The 12,416-nt window shown below is 43.4% G+C and carries 11 protein-coding genes; 8 read left to right on the top strand and 3 right to left on the bottom strand.

All coding sequences use genetic code 11. From position 1 onward, the window contains the following. Positions 1 to 78 precede the first annotated feature (78 nt). Positions 79 to 237: a YqzM family protein gene (locus tag PV403_RS15740; protein WP_191802010.1), complete on the bottom strand. Its 159-nt coding sequence runs from the start codon at positions 235 to 237 to the stop codon at positions 79 to 81. Positions 238 to 470: 233 nt separating this feature from the next. Here PV403_RS15740 and trxA point away from each other — a divergent pair, with 233 nt between their 5' ends. Together trxA and uvrC are read left to right on the top strand one after the other, a co-directional pair. Next, positions 471 to 785, top strand: coding sequence for a thioredoxin (trxA, locus tag PV403_RS15735; RefSeq protein WP_191802012.1), 315 nt, complete (start codon positions 471 to 473; stop codon positions 783 to 785). 190 nt (positions 786 to 975) lie between these two features. Then, positions 976 to 2,889, top strand: a complete 1,914-nt coding sequence (gene uvrC, locus PV403_RS15730) for an excinuclease ABC subunit UvrC (RefSeq protein ID WP_213534042.1) — start codon at positions 976 to 978, stop codon at positions 2,887 to 2,889. On the opposite strand, the gene PV403_RS15725 is transcribed toward uvrC, so the two are convergent. Beyond that, the gene (locus tag PV403_RS15725) at positions 2,858 to 4,567 is read right to left on the bottom strand and encodes a CPBP family intramembrane glutamic endopeptidase (protein ID WP_213534040.1); all 1,710 of its coding nucleotides are present in this window, start codon (positions 4,565 to 4,567) and stop codon (positions 2,858 to 2,860) included. The two genes, uvrC and PV403_RS15725, sit on opposite strands and share 32 nt — an antisense overlap. A gap of 385 nt (positions 4,568 to 4,952) precedes the next feature. On the opposite strand from PV403_RS15725, the gene PV403_RS15720 reads away from it, so the two are divergent. Both PV403_RS15720 and PV403_RS15715 read left to right on the top strand, forming a co-directional pair. After that, complete coding sequence (locus tag PV403_RS15720; protein ID WP_191802018.1) at positions 4,953 to 6,284, top strand: TrkH family potassium uptake protein; 1,332 nt, start codon at positions 4,953 to 4,955, stop codon at positions 6,282 to 6,284. 19 nt (positions 6,285 to 6,303) lie between these two features. Beyond that, the gene (locus tag PV403_RS15715) at positions 6,304 to 6,969 is read left to right on the top strand and encodes a potassium channel family protein (protein ID WP_213534038.1); all 666 of its coding nucleotides are present in this window, start codon (positions 6,304 to 6,306) and stop codon (positions 6,967 to 6,969) included. On the opposite strand, the gene PV403_RS15710 is transcribed toward PV403_RS15715, so the two are convergent. After that, positions 6,959 to 7,882, bottom strand: a complete 924-nt coding sequence (locus PV403_RS15710) for a LysR family transcriptional regulator (protein WP_213534036.1) — start codon at positions 7,880 to 7,882, stop codon at positions 6,959 to 6,961. The genes PV403_RS15715 and PV403_RS15710 overlap by 11 nt on opposite strands. Positions 7,883 to 8,128: 246 nt before the next feature. Between PV403_RS15710 and PV403_RS15705 the strand changes: the two genes are divergently transcribed. The 4 genes from PV403_RS15705 to PV403_RS15690 all read left to right on the top strand — a co-directional run bounded on the left by PV403_RS15705 (position 8,129) and on the right by PV403_RS15690 (position 12,386). Then, a complete protein-coding gene (locus PV403_RS15705; protein WP_213534034.1) occupies positions 8,129 to 8,791 on the top strand; it encodes a succinate dehydrogenase cytochrome b558 subunit in 663 nt (220 codons plus the stop codon). A gap of 23 nt (positions 8,792 to 8,814) precedes the next feature. Beyond that, the gene (gene sdhA / locus PV403_RS15700; protein ID WP_332085231.1) at positions 8,815 to 10,557 is read left to right on the top strand and encodes a succinate dehydrogenase flavoprotein subunit; all 1,743 of its coding nucleotides are present in this window, start codon (positions 8,815 to 8,817) and stop codon (positions 10,555 to 10,557) included. 50 nt (positions 10,558 to 10,607) lie between these two features. Then, entirely contained in the window at positions 10,608 to 11,381 is a 774-nt protein-coding gene (gene sdhB / locus PV403_RS15695; RefSeq protein WP_332085230.1) for a succinate dehydrogenase iron-sulfur subunit, read from the top strand. Between the two features lie 180 nt (positions 11,382 to 11,561). Continuing rightward, positions 11,562 to 12,386, top strand: coding sequence for an aminoglycoside N(3)-acetyltransferase (locus PV403_RS15690; RefSeq protein WP_332085229.1), 825 nt, complete (start codon positions 11,562 to 11,564; stop codon positions 12,384 to 12,386). The last annotated feature ends 30 nt before the right edge of the window (positions 12,387 to 12,416 follow it).

Below are 12,416 nucleotides of genomic sequence, written 5' to 3'. Positions count from 1 at the left end.
CAGCAAAATAAACAAAGTCTGATCCTATCTCTTCATAGAGAAAGAATCAGACTTTGGTGTCTCCTGGATCTTCGGTGCCTAACTGATCAGGAATTTAATAATGACCATTCCAAAAAAGATGACCGTCATGAACAGGAACATGCCAAAAAATCCACCCATAAGATCGAATAAATCATTACGGGGTTCTTCATTCTTGTGGGAACGTGGATCATAAGGACGAAGCACTTTTGGTTCCATGATGGACCCTCCTTCATAAGACTGTATACGCTGAAGATCTTTCAGATAACAGCGTGTACGAATTTATTCAAGTATAACGGTTATAGGAAGATTTTGTAAAGAAATTGTAAGGTTAGGAAATGATCAAACGTTTCGCATTACACATCGTTATATGCTATAATAAAGTAATCGTTTATGATAACGATAAGGTGTTTAAATAATACTTGTGCATGATATAGAAGGAGGACTTTCTCATGGCTATTGTAAATGTATCCGATCAATCCTTTAACACTGAAGTTGAAGGTACAGGTACGGTTCTTGTAGATTTCTGGGCGCCTTGGTGCGGTCCTTGTAAAATGCTTGCTCCAATCTTGGAAGAGCTTGCTGCTGACGTTGGCGATGACGTTAAAATTGCTAAGGTGAACGTAGATGAGAACCCTGAATCTGCTTCCCGTTTTGGCGTAATGAGTATTCCAACTTTGATTCTGTTCAAAGATGGTCAGCCCGTTGATAAAGTTGTTGGACTGAACTCCAAAGAAAACCTGAAAAACCTGATTTCCAAGCACTAATACCGCTTGTGATTAGGGAAACGCCTCTGGCATCTATGCCAGGGGCGTTTTTTATGTAATCCATAGGCTTCCACTTGAATAGAAGAAACAGAAGTTATACTATGAGATAAGAACATGTATTCGATAAATGATTTAGGATGAGATCCTTTTTTATATAAAGCTTAGTTCATGGTTAGGAGGGGAAACCGCGATGGATTCGCATTTGGAGAGCATAGAAGAACAAGAAAAAGCACTTGAGAATATCAGGCATAAGCTCGCTTTACTTCCGGATCTTCCCGGCTGCTATCTCATGAAGAATGCACAAGGAACGATTATTTATGTAGGTAAAGCCAAAGTTTTGAAGAATCGGGTACGGTCTTATTTTACAGGCAGTCATAATGGAAAAACACAAAGACTCGTTGCGGATATTCGCAACTTCGAATATATTGTCACAAACAGTGACAAAGAAGCATTGTTACTTGAGCTCAATCTCATAAAAAAACATCAACCGAAGTATAATGTGCTTTTAAAAGATGACAAGACATTTCCTTATCTAAAAATAACGAATGAACGCCATCCCAAGTTAGAGGTGACGCGGAGAGTTCTCAAGGATAAAGCAAAGTATTTTGGTCCCTATCCAAACTCCTATGCCGCACATCAGACGAAAAAGCTGCTCGACCGGATGTATCCACTTCGTAAATGCGGTGTGATGCCTAAAGACGTTTGTCTTTATTACCATATGGGTCAGTGTATGGCTCCATGTGTGAAAGAAATACCGAAGGAAACGTACGAGGGCATCAGTCAGGAGATCGGCTCTTTTCTTAGCGGTGGTCATGAAGAAATAAAAAAAGATTTAGAGAAAAAAATGCATGAAGCCGCAGAAGATCTTTATTTTGAACGGGCAAAAGAATTACGTGATCAGATCATGAGCATAGATGCGCTTATGGAGAAACAGAAAATTACGACCGCAGATAATAAAGACCGGGACGTATTTGGTTTTGCTGTGGATAAAGGGTGGATGTGTGTTCAAATTTTATATGTCCGCCAAGGGAAAATGATTGAACGACATGTGACGACTTTTCCGTTCTATGGGGATGCTTACGGTGATTTTATATCCTTCGTAACGCAGTACTATAGTGACAATCCTGCATTACCTAAAGAGATTCTCCTTCCTGTAGCAGAGGAAATGGATCATAAGGAAGATCAAGAAAAAGATGAAGCCGAAGCGTTATTGAGATCCGAAAATGCGGAATCCGTTGGAACGCATGACCCGATTTCTGCGGCTGCACTTTTGCAAGATTGGCTTGGTATAAAAGTGCTTCTGCCAAAACGCGGACTCAAGCGTCAAATGGTAACCATGGCGATTCAAAACGCGAAAGTTTCTCTTGATGAGAAATTCCGTTTAATTGAACGGACTGAAGAACGGACCTCCAAAGCAGCAGAACGCTTGGCTGATGCCCTTGGATTACCGTCATTAAACCGGATTGAAGCGTTCGATAACTCAAATATTCAAGGTTCAAATCCCGTATCTGGTATGGTGGTATTCATTGACGGAAAACCAGAGAAGAAAGAATATCGGAAATATAAGATTCGGACAGTACAAGGACCTGATGATTATGAGACGATGCGTGAAGTGATACGGCGCCGATACGAAAGGGTGCTGAAGGAAGACTTGAAGCGACCTGATCTAATTATCGTCGATGGCGGGAAAGGTCAAATATCAGCAGCTCAGGAGATTTTGCATGATGAGTTAGGGTTATTTATTCCGGTTTGCGGACTTGTAAAGGATGCGAAACATAAGACTGCGCAGCTAATGAAAGGCGATACCTACGAAACGGTGCAGCTTGCACGCGACAGTCAGGAATTTTATCTTCTTCACCGGATCCAGGAAGAGGTTCACCGCTATGCCATTACGTTCCACCGTGAGCAGCGGGGTAAATCCATGGTTGTCTCTAAGCTGGATTCCATTCCAGGAATCGGGGAGAAGAGACGCAAGATGTTACTCAAACATTTTGGTTCTTTACGCAAAATTAAAGAGGCCAGCATTGAAGACTTCCGGCCTCTTTCCATTGGCGATAAACTAGCCAAACAAATTATTGATTCTCTTCAAGATGAGGAGCCGTGAATAACGGCTTCTTTTTTTTAGGTGCGGGATTAAATCGGTATATAATGTAACCCACAATAGCGGGAAGAATGATCCAGAAAACACCCGCGAACACATTTACTGTATCCATCATCATGATCAAGCTTACTCCCATGAGAATGCTGTTAAATATAACGTGACTAAACATGGAAGTAATAAATCCGTATCGTATCATAATAAAGCTGAACACGAGTCCGATAATGGTAAGTTCAATCGGTCTTGTAATGACAGGATAGATCGGGTACAGCGTATGTCCCATTGCCCAGATCACAGAAGTGATCAGACTTGCGAGAATGGTGCTGCGCACCATTTTTTTGAACATACGGATACCGAACAGACGATATACAGCTTCTTCTCCAATGCCAGCCATCCAAGCAAGTAGAGGCATAAGCCATGGATAGAGCATGTTATACGGTGACTGGCTTGCATCAGTTGTTGACCAGGAACCAAGACCCTTTTCCAAAAAGATAAAAATGATGGATTGGAGCCCTAACAAAGCGAATGCCCAGAGGTAACCGGAAAACATACTGTTTAGTACATAACGTCCATACCCTTCTTCATTGGCCTGCGGCCATAGATTCATTCCTTCTTTACGCCAGAGTCCATTACCAGCCACAAGGGAGAAGTACACGAGACAAGTCATCGCCAGTGTAAACAATGCTTGTATACTAAGCAGTATGATAAGCATCGCCGTTGAATAGCCTTCTGCCTGAAACGTGGGAAGCAGGTTAAAGGTACCGATCATGGTAAACAGGAAGTACAAAATGGATAGCCAGATTCCTCGTTTAAAAGAGGTGTATGCTCGGGTACGGACACTGTAGACAATGGCTAGAACACCAAGCAGTAAGGTGAATAAACCGTAACCGACAAGCGTCATTATGGTGGCTTGAGACGTTTGTTTTTCTACATAGGCTGTATGAGCTGCCGGAACAGAGAACTGAGGCTCATATGAACGTATTTCTCCATTCTCAAAGGTGAATCGAAGTTCAAGAACAGAGTCGCCAATTTTCATGGAAGGATCCGTATAGATAAGGCCTGTATCCGATTCATCCGTATTTTTAAGGTTCAGCTTACTGGGTGTATAACCTGCAGCGGCTAAGATGGGAGCAGCTAGTTGCTGCTTTTCTGATAAGGTAATCCCTCCTTCTGCCATTCGGTTGATTAGCAGCGCTTCTTCTACTTGAGATGCGGGAAGCACTTCGGGGTCCACATAAGAAGAAGAAGGGGACTCATGAGTATAGCTAACGGGTATCCCCGTATTCATATGTACATCGACAGTCACCTGCCCGCCTTCTGAATCCGGTATCCTTACACTGTATAGATCATAAGGATATTGCTGTTTAAACTGTTCGTTATAAGAAACAAGCAACTTATTATCTACCAGATAGCCGTAGAGATCGGAGTGAGACTTATAGGTGACAAGTACATCTTCATATGAGACATTGGCTGCTATAATTCCTACTTGCTGCTGTGCATAAGGCAGAGCTGCCTCAAAGGCTTCTTGTTTTGTAATCACCTTCTGTGTCTGCTGTTCAGTGGACTGCATCGCAGTTCCTGGTAAAATCTGAAAGACAACAAACAAAATAAGGCCGATAGCTCCCAGCACGCAAAGCCGCTTAAAATTGGGGGTAAGCACAAGGGGTTGCCCTGTTCGATTCATGTTATTCCTCCTTGTAATTTGCAGGTAAATCGCCATAATAAGTTTACTGTAAAGATAGCATAGCCACTTAGTGAAAGCGAGTGGATCGAGCAAATCTATGATAAAGCCTTTATAAGCTTGTAAATATACAATAATGTCTTATAATCTAATCTTTATGGATGAATTTATGCTAATTTGAATGAATTTCTTTTAAATTATCGGTTCTTTCATTTTGTGTTCATGATTGGGAAAGACTTATAATCGGGGATGAACTTCTTATGGTCATGGGCAGAATAAATCCTAAAAAGAAAAAACAGGGGGAACCATTACCTAGAGCTATACAAATTGCTCGGAAAAGGTTCTCTTTTTAATTGAAGCTAATGAATGAGGTGAACATGTGTTTAACATGACTGCCCGTATCTTTAAATTAAACCCGCCTCAAATATTAGTGCTCGGCTTTGCAGCAATTATTATGGTTGGTACTTTGCTGCTGATGCTTCCGATTGCTAATACGACAGGGGAAAGGATCGCATTTATAGATGCTTTTTTTACGGCAACATCGGCAACATGTGTAACTGGACTTGTCGTAATGGATACGGGACATTATTTTTCTGTATTTGGCCAAGTGGTGATTGCTGTACTCATTCAGCTTGGCGGTCTGGGATTTATGACAATGACGACTCTGATCGCGATTGTCTTTCGGCGGAAGATATCCCTGCGTGAACGGCTTATTTTACAGCAAGCTTTAAATCAAAATTCGATAGAAGGCATTGTAAAACTGGTAAGGAAAGTATTATTTTACTCTATTTCTATAGAGTTGATTGGAGCACTCATCTTAACAATACGCTGGTCTTTTGATATGCCGTTTGGCAAAGCCCTCTATTTTGGTGTGTTTCATTCGATCTCTTTGTTTAATAATGCTGGGTTTGATTTGTTTGGCGATTTCCGCAGTTTAACCCTGTACGTAAATGATCCGGTCATCAATATCGTTAGTATGGCTATCATCATTCTTGGCGGTCTTGGATTTGTGGTTTTGTCTGATTTAGTCGGAATACGTCAGATTAGAAAATTATCTTTACATTCTAAAGTAGTCATTTCTGTGACTTCGTTTCTCATTATTTTCGGAGCTGTCGTATTTTTTATTCTGGAGGTTACCAATCCTAGGACACTGGGACAAATGGATGCGGGGGGCAAAATACTCGCTTCATTCTTTCAGTCAGTAACCACTCGGACAACGGGCATGAATACGGTCGATATTGCCGGACTCCGGCAAGCAACTCAGTTTTTCATAATTATATTGATGTTTATTGGTGCTTCCCCGGGCTCAACAGGCGGAGGGATCAAGACTACAACATTTGCGATTCTTATAGGGGCAGTTATCTCCATGGTTAAAGGACAAGATGATGTGGTGATGTTCCGTTATCGAATTCCGCAAGAACGAATATTTAAAGCATTGACGATTACGATGTTATCTTTGGTGGTGGTTATCGGAGTAACGATGATTCTATCGACAACGGAAGACAGTCAGTTTTTAGCAATCTTATTTGAAACCACTTCTGCCTTTGGGACGGTCGGTCTCTCCATGGGACTTACACCAGATCTCTCAACGATTGGGAAATTATTGATCAGTTTAACGATGTTTGTCGGTCGTCTTGGTCCGATTACACTAGGTTACGCGCTTAGCAAAAAAAATAAAGAACTATACAGGCACCCTGAAGGCAAGATCATTATAGGGTAAGGGAGTTATTAATATAAAGATGAAGAAACAACAATTCGTAGTGGTGGGGCTTGGTCGTTTTGGATCGAGCCTTGCAATGGAACTCGTTGAAAAAGGATATGAAGTACTCGGTATAGACCGCAATGAAGAGATCGTAAATGACATGAGTGATGTGCTGACTCATACCGTTGTAGCGGATGCTTCAGACGAGGACATGCTGCGCTCGCTTGGTGTCCGAAACTTTGACTGCGGAATTGTCGCTATTGGCGATGATGTGCAGATGAGTATTTTAAGTGCGATTTTGTTAAAAGAACTCGGTGTAAAAAAAGTCATTGCTAAAGCAATTTCCTTACTGCACGGCAGGGCGCTGGAGAAGCTCGGAGTCGATCGTGTAGTTTATCCTGAAAGGGATATGGGTAAGCGGGTCGCTCATCAGCTTGTTACTCCCAATCTGCTCGATTATATTGATCTGTCGGATAACTACACGATCGTTGAAATTACAGCTCCAGAGCATTTGAACGGTAAAACTCTAAGTGAGGTAAATACAAGAGCACGTTTCAATTGCAGTGTGGTCGCTCTGCAAAAGAAAGATGGCGTAATTATCGCCCCTACTGCACTTGATGCCATTAACAGCGGAGATATTATGGTCATTATCGGTACCCATTCCAATATTGATCGTTTCGAAGAAGAAGTAATTAACGAGTAAAAGGAAGACGCATCATCGTGAGCGGCGGGCATGCAAAAAATTCAGTCGTTTCCTGAATCCACTGCTTGGCGGTTGCGCTGAGCTCTTCTTTTTTTCCGTAAATCATACAGGTCGTACGCAGCGTCTGCTTCAGCTCGGCGATCTGAACGGTGACAAGATCATTGTCTAACAGCAGCTGCGGTCTTACATAGGATTTAGGGAGTAGAGCAGCTGCTTTACAAGTAGGAAGCAGACGGATAATAGCCTCAAAGGAATCAATCTCCATACGAATGTCAGGCATAATCCCTGTTCGGTGAAACAGATCATCGGTTAATTTACGGTACCATGTCCCCTTGGAAAAAGTAATCATCGGCAGTTTCTGTAAATCTTCCATGAACGATTCTTTTCCGCTCAGCGGATGAGTGCTGGGGACTACAAGTTCAAGATGATCCTCAAATAAAGGACAACAATTTAGACCTGGCTCACTGATGGATGAAGCAACGATGCCTACATCCGCTCGCCGATCTCTTACTGCCGATACAATCTCATGTGTTTTCCCTGTGACGAGCTTAATCTCTGCATGGGGATGGTTATCCATAAAAGCCGAGATCAGGGGAGGCAGCGTGGTTTGAAGCGTTGTAAGACTCGCTCCTAGTGTGATGATACTATCGGTGTCATCCTTAAACTGAGCCAAGGACTGCAGAAATTTTAATTGATGCTGACGCTGCTCCAGTGCAAAATCATAAGTAAGACGACCGATAGTTGTCAGTTCAAGCCTTTTTCCTTTCCGATTAAAGAGTGTCACGCCAAGCTCACCTTCGAGCTTGGCTATTTTGCGTGATAAGGCCGGCTGGGATAGATTTAGTAATTTGGATGCCTGATTTAGACTGGATTGTTCTACAACGGTAGCAAAGGCTTGCATTTCTTCAAACATATACGTGCACCTCCAATGGATCCTTTGGATCAGGAATGTATGCTTATACCTTTTAGTTATAACATGTAATAATTATATTGCAATTCCATTATAAGAGAAAAAGAGGTAACATAAAACAAGACACAAGTTGTTCACAAGTAGGAATATGGAGCAATTTGTCGATCCCTTTGTACGCAAAGGGTAATGCGGTGATCTTTCAATTCAAAATATGAAAACGCTGTACATGGGAAAGGGGAACGTCAATTTATGAAAGGGTTTTATTCGAGAAAGCTCCACTCGCTTCTTGGTGTCATCCCGCTGAGCTTGTTTTTCCTCGAGCACTTAATCACGAATTTTTCAGCCGTTGAGGGCGGCCCGCAAGCGTTTAAGGATTCGGTTGCTTTTCTGAACAGTCTTCCGCTCGTAATTGTCCTGGAGATGTTCTTAATTTGGCTGCCGCTTCTGTTCCATGGTGTTTACGGGTTGTATATTGCTTATCAGGCGAAACCGAATGTGGGACGCTTTGGTAACGAACGTAACTGGAGATACACTCTGCAGCGGATTTCCGGTGTCATTACGTTTGTATTTGTAATCTGGCATCTATACGAGACACGAGTTCAGGTAGCTCTTGGGAATGTAACACATGAGCAGCTGGGCAGTGTGATGCACGATATCGTGATGAATCCAATCTTCTTTGTTATCTATTTGATCAGTGTAGTATCCGCATCATACCATTTTGCAAACGGTATTTGGTCTTTCTTGGTAAGCTGGGGGATCACACGCGGACCACGTTCGCAGCGCGTATCTTCTTATATTTGTATGAGCATGTTTGCACTCGTTTCCGTTATGTTTATCGCATCATTATTCGCATTCCGCGGCGTGGAGTTCGATGAAGCGTCCGCTTTTATTCAAATATTGAAGACAGTCTGAGGTTTAAGGGAGAGTGAACTGAATTGGCTACAACTAACGTTATCGTAGTGGGCGGTGGTCTGGCAGGTTTAATGGCTACCATTAAGGCAGCTGAAGCCGGCGTCCATGTACATTTATTTTCGATCGTACCTGTAAAAAGATCTCACTCCGTGTGTGCACAGGGCGGTATCAACGGAGCCGTTAATACCAAAGGGGAAGGGGATTCACCTTGGGTACATTTTGATGACACCGTATACGGCGGAGACTTCCTGGCAAACCAGCCACCCGTTAAAGCGATGTGTGAAGCTGCGCCGGGTATTATCCACTTGATGGACCGGATGGGCGTTATGTTTAACCGTACGCCGGAAGGACTTCTTGATTTCCGCCGTTTTGGTGGAACGAAGCATCACCGTACTGCGTTCGCAGGTGCAACGACAGGACAACAGCTCCTATATGCACTGGATGAGCAAGTACGCCGCTGGGAGACAGCAGGACTCGTAACCAAACATGAACATTGGGAGTTCCTGCAAGCGGTTGTAGACGATGAAGGCGTATGCCGCGGAATCGTGGCTCAGGATCTGCGTAACATGGAAGTTGTTACTTTTGCAGCAGATGCAACCATTCTTGCAACAGGCGGCCCTGGTATTATTTTCGGTAAAACAACAAACTCCGTAATTAACACAGGAACAGCTGCAAGTGCTGTGTATCAACAAGGTGTAAATTATGCGAATGGTGAATTCATTCAAATTCACCCGACTGCGATTCCTGGGGATGACAAACTAAGACTGATGTCTGAGTCTGCGCGTGGTGAAGGCGGCCGAATCTGGACTTATAAAGGCGGCAAGCCATGGTATTTCCTTGAAGAGAAATATCCTTCTTACGGTAACCTTGTACCGCGGGATATTGCGACTCGTGAGATTTTTGATGTGTGCGTTAGTCAGAAGCTTGGAATCAATGGCGAGAACATGGTTTATCTTGACCTGTCTCACAAAGATCCGAAGGAACTGGATGTAAAACTCGGCGGAATTATTGAAATTTACGAAAAATTCATGGGTGATGACCCGCGTAAAATTCCAATGAAAATTTTCCCTGCAGTCCATTATTCTATGGGCGGCATGTGGGTGGATTATAACCAAATGACAAATATCCCTGGTTTGTTTGCAGCCGGTGAATGCGAATATCAATATCATGGTGCAAACCGACTGGGTGCAAACTCTTTGGTATCAGCGATCTACGGCGGCATGGTTGCAGGACCGAAAGCAGTGGAATACATCAAAGGAATGAAGAAATCGACACAAGATGTTTCTTCTTCTGTTTTTGATGGATATAGAAAACAACAATCAGAGAAATATGATCAAATTACTAAAATGCAAGGCAGCGAGAATGCCTATGTTATTCATAAAGAGCTGGGCGAGTGGATGACAGACAACATGACGGTTGTTCGTCACAACAACAAGCTTGAGCAAACGATCGGTAAGATTAAAGAACTGAAAGAACGTTATAAGAACATCAATGTTAACGATACATCGAGCTGGAACAATGCGGGTGCTTCGTTTACAAGACAACTTTGGAACATGCTTGAGCTGTCTGAAGCGATGACACTGGGTGCTTTATTGCGTAACGAAAGCCGCGGGGCGCACTACAAACCGGAATTCCCAGAACGTGATGATGAAAACTTCTTAAAAACAAGTATCGCTACATGGAGTAAAGAAGGACCTAAGATTTCTTATGAGGATGTTGACGTATCGCTCATTCCGCCGCGTATTCGCGACTACTCTAAAGACTAAGTCAGGATATCAGCAGCAATCTTGCAGTAATAAGTGAGGAGGGAAACATCATGGCAGAAACTACGGTGACAAAACAATCATCTAAAACTGTGAAGTTTATTATTACCCGTCAAGATAAGCCGGATTCCGCTTCGTATAATGAAGAATTCGAGCTTCCGTACCGCCCGGGGATGAACGTAATTAGTGCTTTGATGGAAATTCAGCGGAACCCAGTGAACACAGAGGGCAAACAAATTGCCCCTGTCTGCTGGGATTCCAACTGTCTGGAAGAAGTGTGTGGCGCTTGTTCTATGGTCATTAACGGGAAACCCCGCCAAGCTTGTGCGGCGCTGGTGGATCAGCTCGAACAACCGATCAGACTTGAGCCGATGAAGACCTTCCCGGTCGTTCGTGACCTGGTTATCGATCGTGACCGGATGTTTAAAGCGCTCAAACGCGTTAAGGCATGGATTCCAATTGATGGCACCTATGACCTGGGTCCAGGTCCTCGGATGCCTGAGAAGAAACGTCAGTGGGCTTACGAGCTGTCGAAGTGTATGACATGCGGTGTATGTCTTGAAGCTTGTCCAAACGTAAATGAAAAAACAGACTTTATCGGTCCTGCTGCCATTTCGCAGGTTCGCCTGTTTAATTCTCACCCAACAGGAGAGATGAACAAGGAAGAACGACTGGATGCACTCATGGACGACGGTGGTATCGAAGGCTGTGGTAACTCTCAGAACTGCGTACGCGCTTGTCCAAAAGGAATTCCGCTCACCACTTCCATCGCGGAGATGAACAAAGACACAACAAAACATATGTTTAAACGTTGGCTTGGCGCGTAACTTACGAGTAGTAACGATAGAGCATGAACCCCGTTCTTTATGCACGGGGTTCTTTTGTTTGGAATAACAAAGATAAGTTTCTATATAGGGGATACAGCATGTTATCCTGCAGTACTTAAGTTCCTTACTTAAATTTAGATTATGGTATAATTTGAATCACTAGAAGGGAAGTGCATCTCTATGGCAGACGCCATTATAGAAAGACCCGTCACACGTTCTGAAATAGCGGAAGGACTTACGAAACTTGGACTGAGGCCCGGAATGACGATTCTTGTCCATTCTTCAATGAAGAGTCTTGGAGGTTGGGTCCCAGGCGGTCCTCCAGCGGTTGTTTTAGCGCTCCAAGATGTGATTGGACCGGAAGGAACAATAGTTATGCCTACCCAATCGATGGATCTGACAGATCCTTCTACATGGATGAATCCACCGGCTGATTCCAAATGGTGGGATTTGATTCGGGATGAGATGCCAGCCTATGAACCCGATCTCACGGAAACCGCAGGAATGGGCGTCATTGTAGATGCATTCCGGCAGTCTAAAAATACCCGCCGCAGCAGACATCCGCATGTGTCTTTTGCTGCATCAGGACCGATGGCTTCCTATATATTAGAAGACCACAGTTATGATTACAGTCTCGGGGAACAATCCCCCTTAGGACGTCTATATGAACTGGATGCACACGTTGTCTTACTTGGCTGCGGACATGAGCGGAATACTTCATTTCATCTAGCTGAATATCGAGCCTATTATGCAGGTAAGGAAGAAGTCCAGCACCGTGCACCTGTTCTATCGAATGGAGTAAAGCAGTGGATTACATACCGAGACTACAACATTAACTCTGATGATTTTCAAAAGCTGGGTTCGGATTATGAGCAATCCGCAGTTTCGCCTTATAATAAAGTTCAGATTCGCTGGGCTCCATGTTTTATGGCACCGCAGCGTGCCTTGGTTGATTATGCAAAAACATGGTTGAGTACAAATAGAAAGATGGATAAGGAAACCTAAGCGATGGGCTAGGTGAAGAAAGGGGACCTC

Origin of the sequence: Paenibacillus sp. GYB006, assembly GCF_036577645.1 — a bacterium.
Taxonomy (GTDB): domain Bacteria; phylum Bacillota; class Bacilli; order Paenibacillales; family Paenibacillaceae; genus Paenibacillus.
Note: the sequence above shows the minus strand (reverse complement) of the source record. Positions and strands in the feature narration are given on the sequence as shown.

What these genes read in the sequence shown, in the direction of transcription:
- trxA (WP_191802012.1), top strand. Translation starts at nt 471, where the DNA reads ATGGCTATTGTAAATGTATCCGATCAATCCTTTAACACTGAAGTTGAA.
- PV403_RS15690 (WP_332085229.1), top strand. Translation starts at nt 11,562, where the DNA reads ATGGCAGACGCCATTATAGAAAGACCCGTCACACGTTCTGAAATAGCG.
- PV403_RS15740 (WP_191802010.1), bottom strand. Translation starts at nt 237, where the DNA reads ATGGAACCAAAAGTGCTTCGTCCTTATGATCCACGTTCCCACAAGAAT.
- PV403_RS15710 (WP_213534036.1), bottom strand. Translation starts at nt 7,882, where the DNA reads ATGTTTGAAGAAATGCAAGCCTTTGCTACCGTTGTAGAACAATCCAGT.
- PV403_RS15720 (WP_191802018.1), top strand. Translation starts at nt 4,953, where the DNA reads ATGACTGCCCGTATCTTTAAATTAAACCCGCCTCAAATATTAGTGCTC.
- PV403_RS15715 (WP_213534038.1), top strand. Translation starts at nt 6,304, where the DNA reads ATGAAGAAACAACAATTCGTAGTGGTGGGGCTTGGTCGTTTTGGATCG.
- PV403_RS15725 (WP_213534040.1), bottom strand. Translation starts at nt 4,567, where the DNA reads ATGAATCGAACAGGGCAACCCCTTGTGCTTACCCCCAATTTTAAGCGG.
- PV403_RS15705 (WP_213534034.1), top strand. Translation starts at nt 8,129, where the DNA reads ATGAAAGGGTTTTATTCGAGAAAGCTCCACTCGCTTCTTGGTGTCATC.
- sdhB (WP_332085230.1), top strand. Translation starts at nt 10,608, where the DNA reads ATGGCAGAAACTACGGTGACAAAACAATCATCTAAAACTGTGAAGTTT.
- uvrC (WP_213534042.1), top strand. Translation starts at nt 976, where the DNA reads ATGGATTCGCATTTGGAGAGCATAGAAGAACAAGAAAAAGCACTTGAG.